A 23,957-nucleotide genomic window follows, 5' to 3' on the forward strand; every position below is an offset into this window, starting at 1 on the left:
GCCGCCCCGCGCCGTCCCACTGTGCCTGTCAGCGCAGCGGCGGCAGGAACGCCTCCCGCGCCCCGGCCGAGCGCAGCATGTCCGGCGGGTAGTGCGCGTCCAGCACCCGGGCGTCCCGCAGGTCGGCGTTGCGGGTCAGGAAGGTGTCCCAGTCCGCGCCTGCCCCGTCCGGCCGCGCGAGGCGGTCGAGGACCAGCAGGAACCACGCCACGGTCAGGGTCTCGTGGTACTTGTCGAGCTTCCCCTCTTTCTCCGCCAGGGCCCGCAGCCCGGCGCGGAAATCGGCCAGGGCGCTCAGGGCCGGACCGGCGCGCAGCATCTGCCACGCCACGAACAGGTGCGCCTCGTGCCCGAAGCGGCCGTACCGGGTCAGGGCCGCGCCGAACGCCCGCCGGAAGGCGCGGCCCTGAGCGCCGTCCACGGCGTCGTGGGGAACAGGGGTGGTCATGGCGTCAGCCTACCCCCGCCCGGCCCCCGGGACAAAAAAGGAGAATTGTCCCGCCAGGACGCGTGCATTTGTCCTGGGGGCGCAGGATTACGCTGCGCGTATGCCTCACCCGACTCCCGGCGGACACCCCAACGGCACCGGCACGCACCCCGCCCACGGGCTGAGTGGTCCCGGGCGCCCCCCCATGGACTTCGACCGGGCGCCCTTCCTGGTGATCTGGGAAACCACCCAGGCGTGCGACCTGGCCTGCCGGCACTGCCGGGCCAGCGCGCAGCCGTGCCGGCACCCGGACGAGCTGAGCACCGAGGAAGCCAAGAGCATGCTCGAACGCATCCGCGAGTTCGGGCCGGTGATCTTCGTGTTCTCCGGCGGGGACGCCTTCAAACGGCTGGACATCGTGGAACTCACGCGGTACGGCGCGGGCCTGGGGCTGCGCATGGCGATCACCCCGGCCACCACGCCCCTGGCGACCCGGGAGATGCTCCAGGCGCTCAAGGACGCCGGCATGTCGCGCCTCGCGGTCAGCCTGGACGGCTCGAACCCCGGCATTCACGACGAATTCCGGCGCGTGCAGGGGTCCTTCGACCACGGGCTGCGGATCCTGCGGGAAGCGCAGGAGGTCGGGCTGACCACGCAGGTGAACACGGTCGTGCGGAAGAACAACCTGGAGGACATGGACGCCATGTGCCAGCTCATGACCGAGCTGGGCATCGTGTTCTGGGAGGTGTTCTTCCTGGTGCCGATGGGCCGCGCCCGGCCCGAGGACGTGGCCAGCGCGCAGGGCTTCGAGGAGGTGTTCCACCGGCTGTACGACCTGTCGAAAACCGCGACCTTCGACATCAAGGCGACCGCCGCGCCGCAGTACGCGCGGGTGGTGACGCAGCGCAAGGCGCAGGAGGCCGCTGACGCCGGCGAGCGGCCCGACGCGGACGTGCTCACGCAGGGCGCGCACCACAGCCTGAAAGACGGCATCGGCCGGGCGCGGAACGTGAACGACGGTGACGGGTTCATGTTCATCTCGCACCTGGGCGACATCTACCCCAGCGGGTTCCTGCCGGTGAGGACCGGGAATATCCGCACCGACGACCTGGTCGAGGTGTACCGCCACCACGAGGTGTTCACCGCCCTGCGCGACCGCGGGAACCTGAAAGGCAAGTGCAGCGTGTGCAACTACCGGCCGCGCTGCGGGGGCAGCCGGGCGCGGGCGTACGCGGTCACTGGCGACTACCTGGAAGCCGAGCCGTACTGCGCGTACGTGCCGCCCCGCTGGGCGCAACTGGTCGAGCAGGGCCGCGTGCCGGACGACGCGGCGTACTTTGCGCAGCGCCAGCGGGCCGTGACCGAACTGCCGCTGCTGTAACCGGGCGGGCACCCGGGGCGTCTTCCTGAAGGTGGGAGGGCGCCTTTTTGGTTGGGCCCCGGGCAGACCGTTCCGTCTGGCAGTATTCACTCTTGGAATTAGTTGACTAAAGTGAATTGTTGGAGTAGGGTGGCGCGGTGTCTGAGCACCCCCCCTACACCCGCATCCTGGTCGCCACGGGCGGCGCCCCGCACTCGCAGGTCGCCGTGCAGCGCGCCACGCGACTCGCGCGGCACTTCGGCACGCCGCTGCACGTGATCACCGTGGTCCCCCAGGGCGCCACGCCCCTCATGAACGCCGCCCTGGCGGTGCCCGGCGCGGAAACGCTGGAACTCCAGGCCAAGACCGACGAATACGCCGCCCGTGAAGCCCACCTGCGCCGCACCGCCGAGGACGCCCGCGCGCAGGGCCTAGAAGTGACCGAGCACCTCGTCCCCGCCCTGAAGGCCGCCGACGCGATCCTGGCGGTCGCGGCGGAGGTGCAGGCGGACCTGATCGTGCTGGGCCGCAAGCACCGCAGCGCGTGGAGTGCGGCGCTGGCCGGCAGCGTGTCGGACATGGTGAGTCACGCGGCGGTGGCCGACGTGCTGGTGGTCCGCTGATGCCGGCGGCCAGCGAGGCCCTGATCACGGACGAGGCCATCGTGCGCTTCCTGAGCGGCCTGTGGGGCCTGAACCGCCGCATGAAGCAGGACATCGAACCCCGCCTGGAAGGGCACGGGCTGGACCTGCGGCGCCTGTTCATCCTGACGGCCGTGCGCAAGGGCGCCAGCTACCCGAAGGAACTCTCGGAGCGGCTGCACATTCCGTCCACGCTGCTCAGCCGGTACCTGGACGGCCTGACCGGTCAGGGGTACCTGGAGCGGCACATCGACACGCAGGACTCGCGCCGCACCCGCCTGAGCCTCACGCCCGCCGGCGTGAGCACCCTGGACGCCGCGGTGGCCGACATCAAGGCGTACACCAGCCTGAGATTGCAGGACCTGGACCCGCAGACCCTCACGGCGCTCCTGAGTGCGATGGACACCCTCGGGAACGCCGGCCTGACCCTGGAGAAAAAAGCATGACCGCCACCCCCCCCACCCCGGCCAGTTTCACCGCGCCGGAAAAGAAGATCACCTTGATCGGCCTGATGGTCGTGTTCCTGCTCGCGGCGCTCTCGCAGAACATCGTGGGCACCGCCATGCCCCGCATCGTGGAGGAACTCAACGGCTTTTCCCTGTACGCCTGGGTGACCACCTCCTACCTGCTGGCGAGCACCGTCATGGTGCCCATCTACGGCAAGCTCTCGGACCTGTACGGGCGCAAGCCCATCCTGGTGTTCGGGGTGATCGTGTTCCTGATCGGCTCGGCGCTGTGCGGCCTGGCCGGTGAGCCCTGGCTGGGCAATTTCCTGGGCGGCGGCATGAACCAGCTGATCGCCGCGCGGGCCGTGGCGGGCTTCGGCGCGGCGGCCCTGATCACCATCGCCTTCACGATCCTGGGTGACATGTTCGAACCGGCCGAGCGTGCCCGCTTCGGGGGCCTGTTCGGCGCGATGTTCGGCCTGAGCACCGTGATCGGCCCGGTCATCGGCGGCTTCCTGACCGACAACCTGTCCTGGCGCTGGACCTTCTACGCGAACCTGCCGCTGGGCCTGCTCGCGCTGTTCATGATCATCGCCAAGATGCCCAGCCTGTCGCACCGGCAGGGCGGCAGGGTGGACGTCCTGGGCACGCTGTTCATCCTGACCACCACCATTCCGCTGCTGCTGGCGCTCACCTGGGGCGGCGTGACGTACCCCTGGGCGGGCGGCGTGATCCTGGGCCTGCTGGCCGCCAGTCTCGCCAGCCTCGTGGCGTTCCTGGTCGTGGAACGCCGCACGAAGGACGCCATCATTCCGCTGAACCTCTTCCGGGTGCCGATCTACAGCGTGGGCAACCTCGCGGGCTTCATCCTGAACATCGCCTTTTTCGGCGTGATCATGTTCCTGCCGCTGTACATGCAGCTGGTGCTGGGCGTGTCCCCCACCAAGAGCGGCACCAGCATGCTGCCCCTGATGGGCGGCCTGATCCTGACCAGCATCGTGGCCGGGAACGTCGTGGCCCGCACCGGGAAGTACAAGCCCTGGATGCTCGCCGGCGGCGTGATCCTGATTGTTGGTCTGTGGTCCCTGACCGGCATCACGGCGCACACCACCCTGCCGGACCTGTACTGGCGCATGTTCCTGGTCGGCCTGGGCCTGGGGCCCACGCAGAGCCTCTTTACCATCGCCATCCAGAGCGGCGTGCCGCAGGCGCAGCTGGCGACCGCCACCAGCAGCAGCCAGTTCTTCCGGCAGATCGGCGGGACCATCGGGGCGGCCGTCTTCGGCACGCTGCTGATGAACAACCTCGCCACCGAGATGCCCCGCCACCTCCCGCAGGTGCCCGGCGCCCAGATGAACGCCAAGAGCATTGACATGAAGGCCCTGCGGACCGCCGGCACCGGCAGCGACACCACCGGCCAGAAGATCCAGGCCGCGCTGGACGAGCAGTACGCCCAGATCGAACAGGCCCTGAACGGCGACGCCGCCGCGCAGGCCGCCATCCGGGCGAACGCGCAGCTGCCCGCCGAGCTCAAGGCCCTCGCCACCGGCGGCCTGAAAGCCCAGGTGCACCGCACCCTGACCGCTCAGGCCGACGCGGTCCGCCGCGCCCTGAGCACTGGCGAAGCCGGGCGCAACACCCTGCTCGCCAGCGCCGAAACGCCGGACGCCCTGAAAACCCGCCTGCGGGCCATTCCCGCGCAGGCCCTCGCCACGCCGCAGAGTTCGGCCGCCGTGGCCGGGCAGTTCGCGCAGGGCCTCCTCGCGCAGGAAGCCGCCGCGTACGACCAGGCGAAAACCCAGGCGCTGGCCGGGCTGAAAACGAAGTTCGACGAGCAGGCCACGACCCTGGCCGCGCAGGTCAGCAGCGGCATGAAAGAAGGCTTCACCGCCAGCGTCGTGAGGATGTACCGGGACGCCATCTGGTTCGCGGTGGCCGGATTGATCGTCATGCTGTTCGTGCCGGTGATCGCCATCCGCACCGGGCAGAAGAGCGCCCCCACCGCCGCGCCGGTCCCGGCCGACGGCCCCGAGCCGGTCACGCCCGCCCGCAGCTGACGCCATCCATGCTGAAGTGCCCCGGTCCGCGCCGGGGCACTTTTTCTCGTTCCGGTGCGCGGCCCTACGGCATCTGGCGCATGGCACTCCGGCAGGGCACGCGGCATGCTGCGGCGGTGAAGCGCGTTCTGGTGGTCGGCAGTCCCGGGTCCGGGAAAAGCACGTTCTCGAAGCGGCTCGCCGCGCGCACCGGGCTGCCCCTCACGCACCTGGACGACCTGTACTGGAACCGCGGCTGGACCCAGGTGGACCGCGCGGTCTGGACCCGGCGCCTGGAAGGGGCGCTGGCGGGCGAATCGTGGCTGCTGGACGGGAACTTCAGCAGCAGCCTGCTGAAGCGCGCGTACCGGGCGGACACCGTGTACTTCCTGATGTTCCCCCGCGCGCGGTGCCTGTGGCAGGCCTTCTGGCGGGAGCGGCTGGGCCGTTACCCGCACGGCGGGCACCCGCCCAAGTGGCCGTCCCGGGCGCTGATGCTGGACATCTGGGGCTTCCCGCCGCAGGGCGAGTGGCAGCTCGCGCAGCTGCGGACGGTACCGGGCCTGACCATTCACGTGCTGCGCTCCGACGCGGACGTGCAGGCGGCACTGGACGCCGCACAGCCTGCTCAGCCCAGCCGCTTCCAGTAGAACAGCGTGCCGGTCAGGCCCCCGTGGGGTTTCAGCGCGAAGTCGGGCACCAGTCCGGTCAGGGTGTACCCGAGCTTCTCGTAGAAGGGTCCGGCGCCCTCCTCGGAGGCGGTGTCGAGCACGAGCAGGGTCTTGCCGCGCCGGGCAGCCTCGGTTTCGGCGGCGCGCACCAGCGCGGACGCGACGCCCTGCCCGCGCGCGCGGGGGTGGGTCATCATCTTCGCGAGTTCCGCGCGGTGCGGCTGGTTGGGCGGGAAGGCGAGCAGCAGGGTCAGCGTGCCGACCAGCCTCCCGTCCTGGAAGGCGCCGTACACGACCCGCTCGTCCCGCCCGGCGGCCTGGAGCGACGCGGTCCAGAAGGCGCGGGCGTCCTCCGGCGGGAGGGGGTGCATGAAGCCCACCGACCCGCCGGCCGCGACGGTCGCGGTGAGCAGGTCGGCCAGGGCCGTCACGGTGTCCGGCGTGAGGGTCAGGGGGCGCAGCTCGGGCATGCCTCACGTTCCGGGACGGGCCCGGGGAAGTCAATCCGCCCGTGCAGGCAGGCTCAGGTGACCAGGGCCAGCCAGGTGTTCGGGCCGACGATACCGTCCGCGGTGAGGCCGCGGGACGACTGGAAGTTCCGCACGGCGGTCTCGGTGCCGGGGCCGAAGGCGCCGTCCACGGTCAGGCCTGCGCCACGGGTGTTCAGCTGGCTCTGCACGGCCTTCACGGCCTCGCCCGTGTCGCCGCGCCGGACGGTCAGGACGAGCCGCTCCCAGACGGCCGAGCCGACCACGCCGTCCGGCGTGAGGGTCACGCTCGTCTCGAAGGCACTCACGGCGCTGGCGGTGCCGCTGCCGTACGCGCCGTCGGCGCTGGGCGTCTGGCCGCGGGCCCGCAGGAGGTACTGCGCGGTCTTCACGCGTTCACCGGTCATGCCGCTGCGGGTGGTGGGCCACACGCGCACGGTCACGCCCAGCCGCGCGGCGACGTCCCGGCGCAGCTGCGGGAGTTTGGCGTACAGCACGTCGCCCGGGCAACTCGTGTTCACGAAGTCTCGGTGCCCGTACAGTTCGGTGGCGGGAATACCGTACTGCTGGCACAGCCACGCGCACAGGCCCACCAGGGCGCTGTACTGCGCGCCGGGCGGCGCGCTGCTCATGTACTGGCCCTCGTTCTCGATGCCCACGGACACGTCGTTGAAGCCCTCGCACTGGGCGCCGCGGACGTGCAGGGTGCCGCTCTGCGCGGCTTCCAGGCTGCGGTGGCGGCCTTCCAGGACGTACCCGCCGCGGCTGATGGTGAACTGCTGCCCGGAGTCGATCCAGCCGTTCGCGAAGTGCCACTGCTGGATGTCGCGGGCCAGCGCGAACGCGCGCGCCTGAGAAAGGTCCGTGGTGTTGGCGGAGTCGGTGTGGTGCACGATGATCCGGGTGGGCCGGGTGGCGAGCACCGTGACGGCTTCCTTCGCGGCCTGCGCCTGCCAGGTGGCGGTGCCGGCGATGGCGGGCATGCCGACCGCGAGGCCCTGCATGGGCGCGGCGCCGGGCGTGTTGGCGGGGTCGGGGGGCGTCAGGGTCTGGGCGTTCAGGCCGCAGCTGGCGAGCAGCAGCGTGCCGCCCAGGCCCAGTCCGGCGCGCAGGAGCTGCCGGCGGTTCAGGGGGGTGTTCATGCGGGTCTCCGTATGGGCGGGAAACCGGAGGGCCCGCGTGGCGGCCTCCGGTCCCGGCCGGGGGGTCAGTTCCAGGCGCAGTGGACGTGGTTCTTGTGCCCGCCGGTGGGGTCGTTGTACGCGTCGAAGGTCTGGGAGGGGTCGGACCCGGCGGCGATGCAGGCGTTTCGGGCGCGGGTGTGGGCGCTGCTGGGCGAGGAGAGGCTCACGCCGTTCCAGATGCCGATGTCGATGGCGAGCCCCGCGTAGTGGTCGGACGTGGCCGAGTGCACCCCGCCCGCGATGGACGTGACGTAAAAGGAGTTCCCGGCCGCGGCGAGGTTCAGGGTGCCCTGCAGCATGGAGCGTTTGAGGTACACGGTCAGGCCGCAGTTGGCGTTGCTGGCGCAGCCGCGCTTCGCGGGCAGGCCATTGCTGGTGTCCAGGACATTCTGGCGGGGGCTGCCGCCGCTGGTGCTGCTGCTGGTGCCCAGCGTGATGCGGCCGCTGGCGAGAATCTGCTTGGCGAGGCTGGCGGTGGTGCTGCTGCCGCCGCTGGCCCCGGTGACCAGGGCGTGCCAGGTGTTCAGGCCGACGATGCCGTCCGCGCTCAGGCCGCGGGACGACTGGAAGTTCCGTACGGCGGTGGCCGTGGCCGGCCCGAACGCCCCGTCCACCGTGACGCCTGCCCCGTAGGCGTTTCTCAGCTGGTCCTGCACGGCGCGCACGGCGTTGTTGTTGTCACCCTCGCGGGTGGTCACGATCAGTTTCTCCCAGGTGTTGCCGCCCACGATGCCGTCCACGGTGAGCCCCCGCGCCGCCTGGAAGCTGCGCACGGCGCTGTCGGTGCCGGGCCCGAAGGCGCCGTCCACGGTCAGGGTGTACCCGGCGTGCCGCAGCAGGTACTGCAGGGTGACGACGTCGCGGCCCGAGTCGCCCTGGCGGAGGTTGGTCCAGGCCAGCACGGACTGCGCGGCCAGCGGGGTGTCGGCGCGGGTGGGCGTGGCGGCGGTGGGTTCCGGCGCGGCGCAGGACGTGAGGGCCAGCGCGGCGCTGATCAGCAGGCAGAGGGCACGCATACTTCTCCTTTCGGATCACGCGCAGGGGCGCGGCGGTCCGGGCCGAGGGGTTTCAGTTCAAGCCAGACCGCCACCCGCCTCTGCTGGGGGTGCCGGGTGGGCGTGGCCTGCGGAGGCGTTTCAGTAGTACAGGATGTCCCAGTGGTTGGCCCAGTACTCGTCGGCGTAGATGTTCCCGGCGGCGCTCTGGTAGCGGGGGGCGCCGTCGCCGCGGTTGCTGATCCGGGTGAACCGGGTCGTGATGTAGGTGCCGATGCAGCTGGTCTTGCTGATATCGAGCTTGTAGCCGTTCCAGTGGCTGTACGTGCCGCTGGCGTGCCCGGTTTCGGTGCCGCCGGTGATGGTCAGGGCGCAGCCGGAGGCGTTTTTCAGGGTGATGATGCCGTCGATGGTGCCGCTGTTGACCTGTTCCAGCGAGGTGCAGGTGCTGATGTTCCGGTTGGTGCAGTTGCCGCTGGAGACCACGGCGATGCCCGCGGCGGTGACACGGCTGCGGGCGGTGGCGTCGGAGAGCTTCACGCCGCTCAGGGCGCTCAGCACCGCGCCGTCCGGCAGGGTGTCCTGCGCGTCCTGAACGGAGGCGGGGCGGGCCTGCGAAGGGTCGGCGTCTGCACTGGGCAGCGGGGCAACGGAGCAGGACGTGATGAAAAGGGCGGCACCGAGCAACAACCAGCGTCTACGCATAAGGCCTCCTGGGCTTGCGTGGGATGACGTGCGACATGAGTGTTTTGAGCGGTTCCGGAAGCGTAACGGTCGCGCAGCTGAAGAACCTGAGAGCGGCGCGGCGCAAATGCCACGCCTGGGGACGAGGCGGATCACAAATGGTAATCAAGTGGTCTGGCTACGGGCCAAGTGGTCTGCACCCCGCCGGGGAAACGACGTCAGGCACACCTTCCACAGATGAGAAGGCAGGAGGAGGGAACACCGCTGGTCAGCCACGCCTGAGGCTGAAGGGTTGCTGAGCCATCCAGCCTACCTTTCTCTTACGTTGGGGGCGTAAACTGATGGGATGCTGCGGGTGAAATCAGACTTCCAACCGAGTGGGGACCAGCCGACCGCCATCCGCTCCCTGGTGGACGGCCTGGACGCCGGCCTGCGCTTCCAGACGCTGCTGGGCGCCACCGGCACCGGCAAGACGTACAGCATGGCCAAGGTCATCGAGGAGACCCAGCGCCCGGCGCTGATCATGGCGCCGAACAAGATCCTCACCGCGCAGCTCGCCAGCGAGTTCCGCGAGTTCTTCCCGGACGCCGCGGTGGAGTTCTTCATCAGCTACTACGACTACTACCAGCCCGAAGCGTACGTGCCCGGCAAGGACCTGTTCATCGAGAAGGACGCCAGCATCAACCAGGAGATCGAGCGCCTGCGCCACAGCACCACCCGCAGCCTGCTCACCCGGCGCGACACCATCGTGGTCGCGTCGGTCAGCTGCATCTACGGCCTGGGCGACCCGGCCGAGTACACCGCCCTGAACCTCATCCTGAAAAAGGGCGCGCAGGTCAGCCGAGACGAGATCCTGGGCCGGCTGGTGAACATGCAGTACGAACGCAACGACATCGAGCTCATGCCGGGCCGCTTCCGCGCCAAGGGCGAGATGATCGAGGTGTGGCCCGCGTACGACGAGCAGCCCCTGCGCATCGAACTGTGGGGCGACGACGTGGAGCGCCTCAGCGTGGTGCACCCGCTCACCGGGGACCGCCTGGGCGACCTGGACGCCACCGTGGTGTATCCCGCCAAGCACTACGTGAGCAGCGCCGGGAACATCGAGCGGGCCCTGGTGACCATTCAGCAGGAACTCGACGAGCGGCTGGAGTACTTCCGCAGCACCGGCAAGCTGCTCGAAGCGCAGCGCCTCAAGGAACGCACGCTGTACGACCTGGAGATGCTCAAGGTCCTGGGGTACTGCTCCGGCATCGAGAACTACTCCCGCCACATCGACGGCCGCGCGCCCGGCGCCACGCCGTACACCATGCTGGACTACTTCCCGGACGACTTCGTGACCTTCATCGACGAGTCGCACGTGACCGTCCCGCAGATCGGCGGGATGGCGAACGGCGACCGCGCCCGCAAGCAGACCCTGGTGGACTACGGCTTCCGCCTGCCGTCCGCCATGGACAACCGCCCCCTGAACTTCGACGAGTTCATGAGCAAGACCGGGCAGACGGTGTTCGTGTCGGCCACGCCCGGGCCCTTCGAACGCGAGCACAGCGACGGCATCGCCGACCAGATCATCCGCCCCACCGGCCTGGTGGACCCGGAAGTGACGGTGCGGCCCATCACCGGACAGGTGGAGGACCTGCTGGGCCGCATCCGCGAGCGCGCCGCCATCGGGGAGCGCACGCTGGTCACCACCCTCACCAAACGCATGAGCGAGGACCTCACCGAGTACCTGCTGGAGAAAGGCGTCCGGGCGCGGTACATGCACAGCGACATCGACAGCGTGGAACGTCAGGTGATCATCCGCGACCTGCGCCTGGGGCATTACGACGTGCTGGTGGGCATCAACCTGCTGCGCGAGGGCCTGGACCTGCCGGAGGTGTCGCTGGTCGCCATCCTGGACGCCGACAAACCCGGCTTCCTGCGCAGCGAACGCGCCCTGATCCAGACCATCGGCCGCGCGGCGCGCAACGTGAACGGCGAGGTGATCCTGTACGGCGACACGATCACGCCCGCCATGAACTACGCCATGGAAGAAACCCGGCGCCGGCGCGAGAAGCAGCAGGCCTTCAACGAGGCGCACGGCATCACGCCCACCACCGTCATCAAGAGCGTGCGCAACGTCATCCGCGGCGAGGAAACCCCGGAGGAGATCAGCAGCGAGACGGTCGGCGAGAACCGCGACACCCTCACCGCGCAGCTCACCGACCTGGAACTCGACATGTGGCAGGCCAGCGAGGACCTGGACTTCGAGCGGGCCGCGAGCCTGCGCGACCAGATCCGCGCCATCGAGGCGAAACTGCAGGGCAAGGAGTTCAAGCAGGCCACCGTGCCCGGCCAGAAGGTCCGGCGCAAGGGCCGCAGGTAGATGGAAACCCTTAAAGTGCGTCTGAAAACCGTCAGGGTGGGCCTTTGGCCAGACGGCGGACCATCAACCGAATCATGACCTCGTACACCAGGTTCTCGGCGGTCTCGACCAGTGCCTCGTCATCTTTGGCCATCCGCCTGGACTTGCCCAACCACGCAAACGTCCGCTCCACCACCCAGCGGCGTTTCAGCACCACGAACCCTTTCGGCACCTCCACGACCCGTGGAGGTGCGTCTTTTGGCGCCCAGGTGCCCTGCCAGCCGGACCAGGGATGTTTGACGATTTCCATCGTCCAGCCTAGGTGCGTCTTGATGTCCTCAGCGAGCTTTCCGGTGTAGCCCGCATCCGCCCACAGATGCCCCATGCGAGGAAACACATTGAGCAGATCGCGCAGGAGCAGGACCGCACCGGTGCGGTCCTGGATGTCCGCTTCATGCACCTTGATGGCCATCACTAGCCCCAGCGTGTCGACGAGCAGGTGACGCTTGCGGCCACTGACTTTCTTGCCTCCGTCATATCCGCGGGGTCCACCAGCCTCGGTCGTTTTCACCGATTGGCTGTCGATGATCGCGGCGCTGGGCGTCGCCTCCCGGCCTTCCCGGAGTCGAACCCACTCCCGCAGGGTCGTGTGCACAGCCTCCCACACGCCCTGCAGCCGCCAGACACGGTGGTAGTGATAAATCGTCTGCCAGGGGGGAAAGTCATGGGGCATTGCTCGCCAGGCAATGCCGCCGCGCAACAGATAGAAAATGCCGTCCAGGATCTCCCGCAGCGACCACTTCCGGGGGCGGCCGACAGGGGCCTCGGGAGGGAGAAGCGGACGAAGGACGTTCCACTCGGCATCCGTGAGATCGTTTGGGTACGCAGGCCGGGTCATGTGCGCACCACCTCCGCCTCATCGTGCGCTCTCGTTCACGCAGAAAAAATACGCACCAGCACGGTTTTCAGACGCACTTTACTTACAGTTACGTGTTAGTCAGCCTGACGACGGCGGCCCTGGGCCTGCTTATGAACGAGCATCAGGCCATCATATTTCATGTGGACACGGCCCGGAAGGTCGTCTCCCTTACCGGTCTGATCCAGGGGGACAGCGAAGAGGCGAGGGACGCCATGCAAGACATTGCGGATGAATTGTATGCTTTGATCTCCCCTGCCGCGAACGTTCAGCTAAAGATCATGGTTGATCACCCGGAACCAATCGAACTTCGCCGGGGGGACCGCGTCTTTCTCGCCAAACAGAACGTCGACCTCCTGTTCACGGAAGACTGGCAGAAAGACACCGTGTTTATGGACCGGCTGAACGCGCTGGAAAGAGAAATTCTGGAAGCGTCGTTCGTCTGGGATTTCGAGCGTGCAGCGATCCTGCGAGACCAATTCCGCGCCCTTGAAGCAGACCGGAGATTACAGGCCAACCCGTGAACGCCAGGCTCTAGATTCCCAGACAACAGTTTCTGGCAGGCGCTCCGGTTCCCAGTCCGCTTCAGCTCTTGCGTTTCAGGGTGCAGGTGCCGGCCGCCACGCCGTAGCTGCGCAGGATCCGCACGATCTCGGCGGCATTCTTCGGTTCGGGCGCGTCGTCCGGAATCTGCTCCATCTGCGCGTCGATGTCGTCCATGCGGCCGCTCAGCAGGGCGCCCCGCGCTTCTTTCCCGTCGAACATCGCCACGCACAGCTGCACGGGCGCGCCGGTCGTGAGCGAGGGCAGGATGTCCGCCGCGAACAGCGTGCCCTCGTCCGGGCTGTACGTGAAGGGGCCGTTCGGCGCGTCGAAGTTCCAGTCCGTTCCGCTCCGCTCCGGCGCCTTGCGGGTCAGCGCGAACTTCACCTGCACCGGCTGCCCGGCGGCGGTCGTGCCGGTCATCACCCAGGTCTGCCCCGGCTGCACCAGGGCCGTGCCGGGCAGGGTGGCGGGCGCCGGGCGGGCGCCGCCCCCACCGGCCAGGGCCACGGACGTCAGGGCGATCAGGGAAGACGCAAGAAGCAGGGGGCGCATGGGGGCGACTGTACCGCCCCCCATGCGCCCCCGCTGCCTCACCTGCGCAGGGTTACAGGTCCGCTTCCTCGATGGGGTCGTTGGGCATGTCGGGTTCCACGGCGCCCACGCCGACGCGGCGGCGTTTTCTGAGCATGGCCGGTTCCTTGTCCAGGTTGAACGTGAAGTGCCGGGGGCGCCGCTCGCGCAGCCACGTTTCCAGCGCCACCAGCCGCGGCCGGAAGCGGATGAACTCGCGCAGCTGCTTGATGGGCACGAACCGGGCCTCCTGCACGTCCCGGTCCGGGTCCTTGGGGGAGAGGCTGCCGCCGACCTCGCGGGCGGTGTAGAAGAACTGCAGGTGGTGCCCCCAGGTCTGCGCCTGGAATTCCACGATGAACGCCAGGTCGCGCAGTTCCACGACCAGTCCGGTTTCCTCGTACGTTTCGCGGCGGGCGCCGTCCTGCACGAGTTCCCCGGTTTCCAGGCCGCCCTTGGGCAGGGACCAGCGGCCGCGTTCACGGACCAGCAGGATCTCGTCGCCGCGCATCACAATGCAGCCCACCCCGATGCGCGGCGCGGCCAGCGGGCGTTTCTGCCCGCGTTTGCTGGGCGCGGCGATGGTGGGGACGTTCGTGGCGTTGGTGACCTGCCCGGGCTGGGGCGGCAGGTTGGGGTTGCGGGTGTTGCGGCGCCGGCGGCGGCGGCGCTGGTTGTTGCCCTGCGTGCCGGCCGCGTCCTTGCTGGCCTGCGGGGCGGGCGCGGGGGCCGGGGCGACGGCCGCGCTGCCGCCGCGCCCGCCTTTGGCCGCGCGGGCCTGGGGAGGTTTGACCTGATCGTCCGCCATGCTCAGACCCCTTCCGGCGCGAGGTCGTTGAAGCGGACGTGGGCGCTGTGGAACTGCAGTTTCACGGTCCCGACCGGTCCGTTGCGCTGCTTGCCGACGATGATCTCGGCGATGCCCTGCTGGTCGGTTTCCTTGTTGTAGTACTCGTCGCGGTAGATGAACATCACGATGTCCGCGTCCTGCTCGATGGCGCCCGATTCACGCAGGTCGGACAGCATGGGCCGGTGGTTGGGCCGCTGCTCCACGGCGCGGGACAGCTGCGAGAGCACGATGATCGGCACCTCCATCTCGCGCGCCAGGCCCTTGAGGCCGCGGGAGATGGTGCTGATCTCCTGCTGGCGGTTGTCGGACCCGCCGCTACTTTTCCCGCCGGACATCAGCTGCAGGTAGTCGATGACGACCAGGCCCAGCTGCCCGTGCTGCGCGGCGATGCGGCGGAGCTTGCTGCGCAGGTTGTTCAGCGTCAGGTCGGCCTCGTCGTCGATCACCATGGGCGCTTCCGCGAGGCGCCCGGCGGCGTGCGCGAGGCGTTCGAAGTCGCGTTCGTTCAGCTGACCGCTGCGGATGCGGTTCATGTCCACGCGGGCCTCGCTGCACAGCATGCGCAGCGCGAGCTGCACGCTGGGCATTTCCAGGCTGAACACCGCGACGGTCTTCTCGCCGCGCAGCGCCACGTTCTGCGCGATGGACAGCGCGAACGCCGTCTTGCCCATGCTGGGGCGCGCCGCGAGCACGTTCAGGCTGCCCTTCTGCAACCCGGAAATCTGCTCGTCCAGGTCGCGGAACCCGCTGCTCACGCCGTCCGGGATGCCCTTATTGGCGTGCAGCAGGGTGATGTACTCGAAGGTGTCGTGCACGACCTCGCCCATGTCGGAAAAGCTCTCGCCTTTCTTCTTCTGCTCGGCGACCTCGAAGATCATCTTCTCCGCGCGGTCCAGCAGGTCCTCCAGCGGCAGCTGCGCCTCGTATGCGAGCTGCATAGCCTTGCCGCTGGCGCTGATCAGCTGGCGCAGGGTGTGTTTTTCCTGCACGATCCGGGCGTAGTGCTCGGCGTACGCGGCGGTGGGCACGCCCTCGGACAGGCCGATCAGGTACGTCAGGCCGCCCACCTCGTCCAGCTGGCCCTTCACGCGCAGGTCCTCGCTGAGGGTGACCAGGTCCACGGGCTCGCCGCGGTCCATCAGGGCGCGCATGCTGGTGAAGATCTTGCGGTGGCCTTCCCGGTAGAACATGTCCGGGGTGACCGTGTCGCCCAGTTGCGAGAGGGTGTCGTTGTCCAGCAGAACGCTGCCCAGCACGCTGATTTCGGCGTCGTTGCTGTGCGGCGGGACTCGCGGCGTCAGTTCCAAAAGGGGCCTCTCTTTCGCACCAGCCCGGCGCCAGGGCCCAGGGCGGGCCAGGTCACGTGGGCTGGTCGGCTGTGAAATGCGGGGGCGCGGGAGTCGCGCATTCGCCCGGGTGTGAACACGCCCGGGCTGAACTGCCCGCCAGCATACCACCCCCGGCCCGCCGGTTCCGGCCGGTGCCCCCCGGGGGCCCCCATCGCCGGGTCAGGCGTCAGACCAGCAGGTCCGCGAAGTCCTCTTCGTCCTCGTCCTCGGTGTCGGGCGTGAGGGGCAGCGTGAGGGTGAACACGCTGCCGGCGCCGCGTTCGGAGGTCACGCCGATCTGCCCGCCGTGTTCTTCCACGGCCATCTTGCAGAACGCCAGACCCATGCCGGTGTCGAAGCGGCCGTGCAGGGTCAGGCGGCTTTGCTCGAACGCGGCGAACAGGTTGGGGATGTCCTCGGCGGGGATGCCCTCGCCGTTGTCCTGCACGCTGATCTCCACGCCGCTGGGATGAGCGCGGACGGCCACGGCGATCTGGCCGCCGGCGGAGGTGTGTTTCAGGGCGTTGCTGATCAGGTTCGCCATGATGCGCCGCAGGATTTCCGGGTCGGCGCTGACGGGGCTGAGGCTGGGGGTGACGTCCACGATCAGGTGCCGGTCGCGCAGGCCGCTGCCCACGTCGCTCTGGGCCAGGGTGATGATCTCCTCGAACATGGGGCTGAAGATCAGTTCGCGCCGGAGGTGCATCTTGCCGGCCTGGATCTTGCGGACGTCCAGCATGTTGCTGGCGAGGTGCAGCAGGTGCTGGGACTCGTCCCGGGCGACCTTGATGAGGTCCTGCGTGTCCTTGGGGATGCGGCGGTCCTCCAGGACGATGTCGAGGAGGCCCATCACGGCCGCGATGGGGTTTTTCAGGTCGTGCACGAGCATGTGCACCAGCTGGTCCCGGACGCGTTCCTCGTGCTCCCAGGTGTCCATGCGGCGCTGCAGGGTGCCGAGGCGTTCATGGGCGGCCCGCTGCTGCTGCACGCGGGCGAGCATGATCTCGATCTGCAGGGCCAGGCCCTCGGGGGGGGTGGCGTCGCTGACCAGGGCGTCGGCGCCCGCGGCGAGCAGTTCGCCCAGGCCGTGCGTGCCGACCGCGAGCCAGCGGGTGGCGGCCAGTTCGTCACGCTGGCGCAGCAGCGGGAGGATGTCGTGCAGGGGCACGCCGGGCGTGTCGCTGTACAGCAGCACCACGTCGGGAATGGTGGCGTGCGCCTCGCGCAGCAGGCTCTCGCCGTCGGTGACGTGAATGACGCGCGCGTGCGGCAGCGCGGCCGCGAGCGTCCGGCAGCGCGCGGCGTGGGCGGTGACGGCCATCACGTGCGGCGGGGTGGCGGTGCGGGGGTCGGGGCTCGTCATGCCGGGTGCTTCAGTGTACCCATTAACCGGCGGCCGGGGACGTGCAGGACCGCACGTTGCCCCGGCCGCCCGGATGCTCAGCCCTTGACGCTGCCGGCGAGCAGGCCGCGCACGAAGTAGCGGCCCAGCAGGACGTACACGAGCAGGGTCGGCAGGGCCGCGAGGATCGCGCCGGCCATCGGCAGGTTCCAGCTGACGGCCTGTCCGCCCGCGAGTTGCGACAGGGCGTACGTGACCGGCTGGCTGCTGGTGTTGGTGAGGGTGGCGGCGAACAGGAACTCGTTCCAGACCTGCGTGAATTCCCAGATGATCACGACCACGAAACCCGGGATGCTGATCGGGAAGATCACGCGGCGGTAGATGTCCCAGAAGCCGGCCCCGTCGATGGTGGCGGCTTCCACCAGGGCGTCGGGGACGTCGCTGTAGAAGTTGCGGAAGATCAGGGTGGTGATGGGCAGGCCGTACACGACGTGCGCAAGCACCAAGCCCCAGATGCTGCCGTACAGGCCCAGGCCCTTGATGAACTGGAACAGCGGGATCAAGACCGCCTGGTACGGGATGAACATGCCGAACAGCATCAGCGCGAAGAGGGTGTTCGCGCCCCGGAACTTCCATTTCGCCAGGGCGTACCCGTTCAGGCTGCCCAGCAGCGCGGCGAGCAGCGTGGACACGACCGCCAGGAACAGGCTGTTGCCCATGTTCCCGCCGATCTTCGCCCAGGCGTCCGAGAAGCTGGCCCAGTTCAGCCGCGCGGGCCAGTGCCAGGCGGTGCCCAGGTTGATCGCGTCCGGGCTTTTCAGCGCGGTGGCGAGCAGCAGGTACACCGGCACCAGGAAGAACAGCGCGGCCACGACCAGCAGCAGGTACGTGAGGAGGGAGCCGGCCCGCAGGCGCCGGGCGGGGGGGCGGCTGGGGGCGGCCACGGTGAGGGGTGGGGCGGGGGGAACGGTGGTCACGCGCTGGCCTCCTCGGTGCGGAAGGTGCTGGCCAGGTACGGCACGATCACGAACGCCACCAGGATCAGCAGCAGCGTGCCGATGGCCGCGCCCAGCGCGAAGCTGTTCTGCCGGAAGCTGGTGAGGTACATGTTCAGGGCGGGCACGCTGGTAAAGGTGTTGTCCGGGCCGGCCATGGCGTACACCAGGTCGAAGATCTTGAGGCTGATGTGCCCCAGGATGATCATGGCCGAGAGGGTGATGGGGGCGAGCAGCGGGAAGATCACGCGGCGGTACATCTGGCCCTCGCTGGCGCCGTCCACGCGGGCGGCCTCGCGGATGTCGTCCGGCACGCCGCGCAGCCCGGCGAGGTACAGGGCCATGGTGTAGCCGCTCATCTGCCACACCGCGGCGATGATGATCCCGACCAGCGCGAGGTTGAAGCCGTGCGGTTCAGGCGCGGCGACGAGTTTCAGGTTCGGGCCGATCAAGAGGGCCCAGCCGAGCAGCAGCGCGGCGCAGCCGGCCGCGACCAGGGCGCGGGTGCGGTTGGCCTCGCGCAGGGCGCGGTACGCCATCCAGGCGAGGATCAGCCCGACCAGCGTGGCGGTGATCAGCGGGAGCCTGTTCCAGTCGAACTTCCAGATGGCATCGGTGCTGCTCAGCCATCCGAAGGTGCCGGGCGGGGCGCCGACCAGGGTGGGGATCTGGTTCACGCCGCCCTGGGGTTGCAGCATCCAGCGCCAGATGGTGCCGGTCACGATGAACGACAGGCTCATGGGGAACAGGAAGATGGTGCGCCACAGCCCCTCGCCTTTCGGGTTGCGGTCCAGGATCAGCGCCAGCGCGAGCCCCAGGCCCAGGCAGCCCAGGATGAAGAACAGCGTGAAGAACACCGTGCTGACCAGTTCCTGCCGGAAGCGGCCCTGCAGGAACCCCGTGAACAGTTCCTGGTAGTTCGCGAAGCCCACGAAGTGGATCACGGGGTTCACGGCCATGGCCTGCGCGGGGTCGTTGCCCCAGTCGGTCAGGCTCACGTACACCGTCCGGGCGATAAAACCGTACACGAACACGCCCAGCAGCAGCACGCTGGGCAGCAGCACCGCCACGCTCCACAGGCGGTCTCTGGACAGGCCTTTCATGGCAGGCCACCTCCTTTCAGGGGTCGGGGCGCGGGCGGGCCGGGTGGCCCCGCCCCGCGCCCCGGGGGAGCGGTTACTTGATGCCGGCCTTCGCGGCCAGCTGGGCGGCGGCGGCGGTGGCGGCCTTGGCGTCGCGGCTGGCGACGAACTGGTCGATCACGGCCCCGAAGGCGCTGGTGAAGCTCTCGGGGGCCACGGCGCCGTGCACCAGGCTGCCCACGATGCGGCTCTGCTTCCAGTCGGCGGCGGCGCTCTTGCTGTAGGTGTTGTACTTGCTCAGGTCGCTGTCCAGGCGGGCGGCGATGCTGCCTTTCAGGGGGTTGAAGGCGTCCTGTCCGGCCTTGCTGCCCAGGACCTTGAGCCAGTTCATGGCCTCGGCGCGGTTCTTGGCGCCCTTGGGCAGGCCGAAGGAGTCGGCGAGCATCACGAAGGTCTTGCTCGTGCCGGGCGCGACCGCCCAGCCGAAGCCGGTGTTGGGCGCGAGTTTCTTGGTGGTCGTGAAGTACCCGGCCGCCCAGTCGCCCATGATGTTAAAGGCGCTGGTGCCGTCCGCGATGCGGTCGCTGGCCTGCTGCCAGGACAGGCCCGAGGCGTCCTTGTTCGCGCAGTCCATGACCTTGCCGAAGGTGGTGAAGCCGGCCACGACCTTGGGATCGGTGAACTTGAGCTTGCCGTTCCACAGCTGTTCCCAGCCCGCGGCGCCCAGCGTGCCGATCATGACGTTCTCCCACAGGTGCTGCTGCGTCCAGTTCTCCCCGACGACCAGCGGTGCGGCCACACCCTTGGCCTTGAGTTTGGTGCAGGTGGTCAGAAATTCCGGCCAGGTTTTCGGCGCGGTCACGCCCCAGCTCTTGAGTTTCGCGGGGTTGTACCACATGACGTTGCTGCGGTGCACGTTCACGGGCACGCTCCAGATGCCGCCCTTGGAGCTGATCAGCGTGATGAGGTCTTTCGGGAAGGCCTTGGACCAGCCCTCGCTCTTGAACAGCGGGGTCAGGTCCTCCATGCGGCCTGCCACCACCCACGTGCCGATCAGTTCCTGTCCGGCGTGCACCTGGAAGCTGTCGGGCGGGGTGCCGCCCAGCATGCGGGTTTTCAGCACGGCCTTGGCGTTCGTGCCGGCGCCGCCGGACACGGTGGCGTTGTCCACGGCCACGCCCGGGTACTTCGCCTGGAAGACCTTGATCAGGGCCTGCAGGGCGGGGCCTTCGTCACCGGACCACCAGGAGAAGATCTCCAGTTTTCCGGCGGCCAGGGCGGAACTGGCGGTGGCGAGGGCAGCGGCGAGCATCAGGGCTTTTTTCATGGGGGTCCTCCGGCAGGAGAAAGAAGGTCTTCGGGAAAGGGGGGCCGCCTGGGCGGCGCGGGCAGTGGAGCGGGCGGCGCGCGGCTGCCGGGGCTCAGGACCAGGCGGGAGATGGCGTACAGGTGCGGCAGGCCCTGCGGGGTGTACAGCCGGTCGAGCATCATGGCGCCCGCGCCGAGCACGCCGGCGCTCTCGCCCAGCGTGCTCAGGTCGATGCGGGTGCGGTCGGCGTTGATCTGCATGGTCCGCGAGAGCGCGCTGTCCCGCACGGCGTGCAGGAACACGTCGCCGGCGTCGGCGAGGCGCCCGCCGATTACCACGACCGCCGGGTTGAACAGGTTCAGCGCCGTGCTGATCGCCACGCCCAGGTGGTGCCCGGCGCCCTGCCAGATGCCGCGGGCCAGGGGATCGGTCGCGGCGTGCTGCACCAGGGCGGGCAGCGTGACCGGGGCGGGCAGCGTGGTCGCCTGCCCGCCGGCCCGCAGGTCCTCGGCGCGGGCCACGAGGACCTGCGCGGCCGCGTAGCTTTCCAGGCTGCCGGGGTTGCCGCTGCGGCCCACCGGGCCCTGCTCGTTGATGCTGATGTGCCCGATCTCCCCGGCCCCGCCGCGCACGCCGCGGTGCAGCCGCCCGCCCAGCAGCACGCCTGCGCCGATGCCGGTGGCGGCCTTCACGTAGATCAGGTCCGGCACGCCGCGGTGCGGGCCGAAGCGCGCCTCGGCCTGGGCGCCCAGGTTCGCGTCGTTGTCCACCAGGACCGCCACGCCCAGCCGGGCTTCCAGCGCCTGCTGGATGGGTTCGCCGTCCCAGCCGCGCATGTTCGGCGGCCGGACCACCCGGCCGGTCTCCTGGTCCACCGGGCCGGGCACGCCCACGCCGGCCAGGGCCACGTGCGCCTGGGGCACGCCGGCGTCGGCGAGCACCTCGCGGGCCAGCGTGCCGATCAGGTCGTAGGTGGGGGCCGGGCCGCTGAGGATGTCGTGCGGGACGCTGCGGGTCGCCAGGGTGCGGCAGCGCAGGTCCAGGGCGTCCACCCGCACGTGTGTGGCGCCCAGGTCCACGGCCAGCAGCGTGGCGGCGCGGGCGTTCAGGCTGAGCAGCGTGGCGCGCCGCCCGGCCCGGCCGCTGCCGCGCGTGTCGCCCTCCTGGACCAGGCCCACGCCGAGCAGTTCGGTGACGATGCTGCTGATCGCGCTGCGCGAGAGCCCCAGTTCCCGGGAGATGTCCACCCGCGCGCGGTCCCCTTCCCACAGCTGGCGCAGCAGCAGCAGCGTGTGCCGCGCGCGGATGGCCGCGAGGTCCAGCGTGACCGGCAGGGTGGACTGGGGGGACATGGGCAGGGGCTCTCCGGATTCGGGGAAAGAGGCGGGCGGGTGCCACCGCGCGGGCCGCACAGGACGGGCAGACCGGGCGGTCTGCGGCGGGGTGGGTTGTCGATGCGCGCATCTTGCGCCCCCGGAATTTTGTTTGTCAAACGAACGAATTAATCAGATTCAGATACGCGAAACGGGCCAGGGGTGCCCCCGGCCCGTCCTGAACTGCGCGCGGCTCAGCCCTCGGAGTCCTCGACCTTCTCCTCCGGCCCGCTGCCCTCCGGACGCAGCAGCGGGAACAGCAGCACGTCACGGATGCTGTCACTGTCGGTCAGCAGCATCGCCAGCCGGTCGATGCCGATCCCCAGGCCCCCGGCCGGCGGCATGCCGTACTCCAGGGCCAGCAGGAAGTCCTCGTCCTGCGGGTGGGCCTCGTCGTCCCCGGCGGCCTGCCGGGCACTCTGCGCCTCGAACCGCGCCCGCTGGTCGAAGGCGTCGTTCAGTTCACTGAAGGCGTTCGCCAGCTCGAAGCCCTGGCAGAACACCTCGAAGCGTTCCGTGACCGCCTCCGTGCGCGTGCGGTGCTTCTTCGCCAGCGGGCTGATCACCGCCGGGTGGTCCATCACGAACGTCGGGTTGGTCAGCAGCGGCTCCACGTGCTCCCCGAACAGCTTGTCCAGCAGCTTGTACGCCGGCACGCCGTGCCACTGCGGGTACCGCTCGTCGCAGAAGGCCTTCAGCCGGTCCAGATCCAGCGGATCGAAGTCCAGGCCCGGCACGTGCTCCCGAAGGCCCCCCAGGTAATCCACCCGCGCGAAGGGCGGCGTGAAGTCCAGCGCGCAGCCCTGGTACTCGAAGGTGTACGAGCCGTGCACCTCCATGGCCAGGCCGCTCAGCAGCTCCTCGACCAGCCGGGCGATGTCGGCATAGTCCACGTACGCCCAGTACAGCTCCAGCATCGTGAACTCCGGGTTGTGCGTCCGGTCGATGCCCTCGTTGCGGTACACCCGTCCGATCTCGTACACCTTCTCGAAGCCGCCCACCAGCAGCCGCTTCAGGTACAGCTCCAGGCTGATCCGCAGCTTGAAGTCGTGGTTCAGCGCGTTGTGGTGCGTCATGAAGGGCTTGGCCTCGGCGCCGCCGGCCGTGACCTGCAGCGTCGGGCCCTCCACCTCCATGAAGCCCCGGGCGTCCAGCTCGTTGCGGATGAAACGCAGGATGCGGCTGCGCGCCTGGAACTTCTCGCGGGCGCCCTCCGTGACCATCAGGTCCAGGTAGCGGCGCCGGGCGCGCAGTTCCTCGTCCTGCAGGCCGTGAAACTTGCTGGGGAGCGGGTGCAGGCTCTTGACCAGCGGCTGCCAGGAGGTCACGTGCAGGGTCAGCTGCCCGGTCTTCGTCACGAACGGGAAGCCCCGCACGCCGATGATGTCGCCCAGGTCGATCTTCTTCGTGGTGTCGAACGCTTCCGTGTCCGCCCGGCTGAAAAACAGCTGCATCTTCCCGAACTCGTCGGTCAGGTCCGCGAAGGCCGCCTTGCCCATGTGCCGCATCAGCGTCACGCGGCCCGCCAGGGCGTACGTCTCCTCCGGCCAGGACAGGCCTGGTTCCAGCTTGCCCTCCGCGCCGGCCGGGTGCCCGGCCAGGATGTCGCGCGCGTGATGCGTGCGGGCGTACGTGTACGGGTGGGCTTCGAACCCGGCCGCGACCTGCGCGTCCAGGTTGTTCAGTCGGCTCACGGTCTGCTCGTGCAGACCCTCGGGGCGCGGGGCGGTGGGGGCGTCATCCGGCATGCCCGCCAGTATACGGACGCCGGGGAACGGGGCGGGGCCGGCAGGCGGCACCTTCCTGCCCGCCCCCCGGCCCCGCCCGGCACCCCTCGCGGGGTCAGCCCTCGATGCTCTTGACCTTGTACTTGACCTGCTTGCCGTTGTCGAGGTTGACCACGAAGGCCTCGCCCTTCTTGCGGCCCATCAGTTCCTTGCCCACCGGGCTGTCCTCGCTGATGCGCGGCAGGCTGCCGCCCAGCACCGCCGCTTCCGGCGCGGAGACGACCTGCACCTTCATCTCGTTTTTCGCCGTCTCGTTGGACAGCACCACGATGGTGCCCAGTTCCACGCGCCCGCCGTTGCCGCCCTCGTGGTCCTCCAGGATGGTGGCGCGGGCCAGGGTGTCCTCCAGCTCGTCAATGCGGGCCTCGATCGCCATCTTCTCCCGCTTGGCGTCCTCCAGTCCGGTGTCTTCCGTGTCGGCGCTGGTTTCCATCTGCTCCTGCAGGATGCGGGTCGCTTCCGCCAGGCGCTGCTGCTCCTGCTCCAGGGTCTTCTGAAGGCGCTCGAAGCCTTCGCGCGTGAGTTTCACCTGTCTGATGGGCTGGGTCACTCTGTGTGCCTCCGTTCAGGCCGGGCGTGCTGGCCT

The 23,957-nt window shown here is 69.3% G+C and carries 23 protein-coding genes; 7 read left to right on the forward strand and 16 right to left on the reverse strand.

Translation table 11 applies throughout. The annotated features are described in order from the left end of the window. Positions 1-28: 28 nt before the first annotated feature. Entirely contained in the window at positions 29-448 is a 420-nt protein-coding gene (locus DFI_RS13140) for a hypothetical protein (RefSeq protein WP_027464106.1), read from the reverse strand. A 100-nt stretch (positions 449-548) separates the two neighbouring features. Between DFI_RS13140 and DFI_RS13145 the strand changes: the two genes are divergently transcribed. From DFI_RS13145 to DFI_RS13165, 5 genes are all read left to right on the forward strand, one after another. Then, entirely contained in the window at positions 549-1,808 is a 1,260-nt protein-coding gene (locus tag DFI_RS13145) for a TIGR04053 family radical SAM/SPASM domain-containing protein (protein WP_081426007.1), read from the forward strand. A gap of 137 nt (positions 1,809-1,945) precedes the next feature. Further along, positions 1,946-2,410, forward strand: a complete 465-nt coding sequence (locus tag DFI_RS13150; protein WP_027464105.1) for a universal stress protein — start codon at positions 1,946-1,948, stop codon at positions 2,408-2,410. After that, positions 2,410-2,874: a MarR family winged helix-turn-helix transcriptional regulator gene (locus tag DFI_RS13155; RefSeq protein WP_043779502.1), complete on the forward strand. Its 465-nt coding sequence runs from the start codon at positions 2,410-2,412 to the stop codon at positions 2,872-2,874. Before DFI_RS13150 ends, DFI_RS13155 begins: the two co-directional genes overlap by 1 nt. After that, positions 2,871-4,931, forward strand: coding sequence for an MDR family MFS transporter (locus DFI_RS13160; protein WP_027464103.1), 2,061 nt, complete (start codon positions 2,871-2,873; stop codon positions 4,929-4,931). The genes DFI_RS13155 and DFI_RS13160 overlap by 4 nt, the downstream gene beginning before the upstream one ends. A 116-nt stretch (positions 4,932-5,047) precedes the next feature. Next, positions 5,048-5,560, forward strand: coding sequence for a P-loop NTPase family protein (locus DFI_RS13165; RefSeq protein ID WP_027464102.1), 513 nt, complete (start codon positions 5,048-5,050; stop codon positions 5,558-5,560). Here the strand turns inward: DFI_RS13165 and DFI_RS13170 are convergent. The 4 genes from DFI_RS13170 to DFI_RS13185 all read right to left on the reverse strand — a co-directional run bounded on the left by DFI_RS13170 (position 5,539) and on the right by DFI_RS13185 (position 8,953). Beyond that, complete coding sequence (locus tag DFI_RS13170) at positions 5,539-6,051, reverse strand: GNAT family N-acetyltransferase (RefSeq protein ID WP_027464101.1); 513 nt, start codon at positions 6,049-6,051, stop codon at positions 5,539-5,541. The two genes, DFI_RS13165 and DFI_RS13170, sit on opposite strands and share 22 nt — an antisense overlap. A 53-nt stretch (positions 6,052-6,104) precedes the next feature. Next, positions 6,105-7,211 carry a peptidoglycan recognition protein family protein gene (locus DFI_RS13175; RefSeq protein ID WP_027464100.1) on the reverse strand — a complete coding sequence of 369 codons (1,107 nt, stop codon included), beginning with the start codon at positions 7,209-7,211 and terminating at the stop codon, positions 6,105-6,107. 65 nt (positions 7,212-7,276) lie between these two features. Then, on the reverse strand, positions 7,277-8,269 hold the full coding sequence (locus DFI_RS13180) for a peptidoglycan-binding domain-containing protein (protein ID WP_081426006.1): 993 nt from the start codon (positions 8,267-8,269) through the stop codon (positions 7,277-7,279). Positions 8,270-8,389: 120 nt separating this feature from the next. Further along, entirely contained in the window at positions 8,390-8,953 is a 564-nt protein-coding gene (locus DFI_RS13185; RefSeq protein WP_027464098.1) for a hypothetical protein, read from the reverse strand. Between the two features lie 325 nt (positions 8,954-9,278). On the opposite strand from DFI_RS13185, the gene uvrB reads away from it, so the two are divergent. After that, complete coding sequence (gene uvrB / locus DFI_RS13190; protein WP_027464097.1) at positions 9,279-11,294, forward strand: excinuclease ABC subunit UvrB; 2,016 nt, start codon at positions 9,279-9,281, stop codon at positions 11,292-11,294. 31 nt (positions 11,295-11,325) lie between these two features. Here the strand turns inward: uvrB and DFI_RS13195 are convergent, their stop codons facing one another. Continuing rightward, the gene (locus DFI_RS13195; RefSeq protein ID WP_118375840.1) at positions 11,326-12,171 is read right to left on the reverse strand and encodes an IS5 family transposase; all 846 of its coding nucleotides are present in this window, start codon (positions 12,169-12,171) and stop codon (positions 11,326-11,328) included. Between the two features lie 92 nt (positions 12,172-12,263). Between DFI_RS13195 and DFI_RS13200 the strand changes: the two genes are divergently transcribed. Beyond that, positions 12,264-12,713, forward strand: coding sequence for a hypothetical protein (locus tag DFI_RS13200; RefSeq protein ID WP_027464206.1), 450 nt, complete (start codon positions 12,264-12,266; stop codon positions 12,711-12,713). Positions 12,714-12,774: 61 nt separating this feature from the next. On the opposite strand, the gene DFI_RS13205 is transcribed toward DFI_RS13200, so the two are convergent. The 10 genes from DFI_RS13205 to DFI_RS13250 form a co-directional block, all read right to left on the reverse strand. Beyond that, a complete protein-coding gene (locus DFI_RS13205) occupies positions 12,775-13,287 on the reverse strand; it encodes a hypothetical protein (RefSeq protein ID WP_027464205.1) in 513 nt (170 codons plus the stop codon). Positions 13,288-13,339: 52 nt separating this feature from the next. Next, positions 13,340-14,113: an NUDIX domain-containing protein gene (locus tag DFI_RS13210; RefSeq protein WP_022800846.1), complete on the reverse strand. Its 774-nt coding sequence runs from the start codon at positions 14,111-14,113 to the stop codon at positions 13,340-13,342. A 2-nt stretch (positions 14,114-14,115) separates the two neighbouring features. Then, positions 14,116-15,462, reverse strand: coding sequence for a replicative DNA helicase (gene dnaB / locus DFI_RS13215; RefSeq protein ID WP_022800845.1), 1,347 nt, complete (start codon positions 15,460-15,462; stop codon positions 14,116-14,118). Positions 15,463-15,670: 208 nt separating this feature from the next. Next, complete coding sequence (locus tag DFI_RS13220; protein ID WP_027464204.1) at positions 15,671-16,846, reverse strand: ATP-binding protein; 1,176 nt, start codon at positions 16,844-16,846, stop codon at positions 15,671-15,673. 77 nt (positions 16,847-16,923) lie between these two features. Next, positions 16,924-17,802: a carbohydrate ABC transporter permease gene (locus tag DFI_RS13225; RefSeq protein WP_370568068.1), complete on the reverse strand. Its 879-nt coding sequence runs from the start codon at positions 17,800-17,802 to the stop codon at positions 16,924-16,926. Continuing rightward, positions 17,799-18,923 carry a carbohydrate ABC transporter permease gene (locus tag DFI_RS13230; protein ID WP_022800839.1) on the reverse strand — a complete coding sequence of 375 codons (1,125 nt, stop codon included), beginning with the start codon at positions 18,921-18,923 and terminating at the stop codon, positions 17,799-17,801. The genes DFI_RS13225 and DFI_RS13230 overlap by 4 nt, the downstream gene beginning before the upstream one ends. Before the next feature lie 73 nt (positions 18,924-18,996). After that, positions 18,997-20,229, reverse strand: a complete 1,233-nt coding sequence (locus DFI_RS13235) for an ABC transporter substrate-binding protein (RefSeq protein WP_027464202.1) — start codon at positions 20,227-20,229, stop codon at positions 18,997-18,999. Next, complete coding sequence (locus DFI_RS13240; protein ID WP_022800837.1) at positions 20,226-21,563, reverse strand: ROK family transcriptional regulator; 1,338 nt, start codon at positions 21,561-21,563, stop codon at positions 20,226-20,228. Before DFI_RS13240 ends, DFI_RS13235 begins: the two co-directional genes overlap by 4 nt. Positions 21,564-21,778: 215 nt before the next feature. Continuing rightward, positions 21,779-23,332 (reverse strand): lysine--tRNA ligase, encoded by a 1,554-nt coding sequence (gene lysS / locus DFI_RS13245; protein ID WP_027464201.1) that lies wholly within the window; start codon positions 23,330-23,332, stop codon positions 21,779-21,781. Between the two features lie 94 nt (positions 23,333-23,426). Beyond that, a complete protein-coding gene (locus DFI_RS13250) occupies positions 23,427-23,921 on the reverse strand; it encodes a GreA/GreB family elongation factor (protein WP_022800835.1) in 495 nt (164 codons plus the stop codon). Between the last annotated feature and the right edge of the window lie 36 nt (positions 23,922-23,957).

This window comes from Deinococcus ficus (assembly GCF_003444775.1).
Lineage (GTDB): Bacteria > Deinococcota > Deinococci > Deinococcales > Deinococcaceae > Deinococcus > Deinococcus ficus.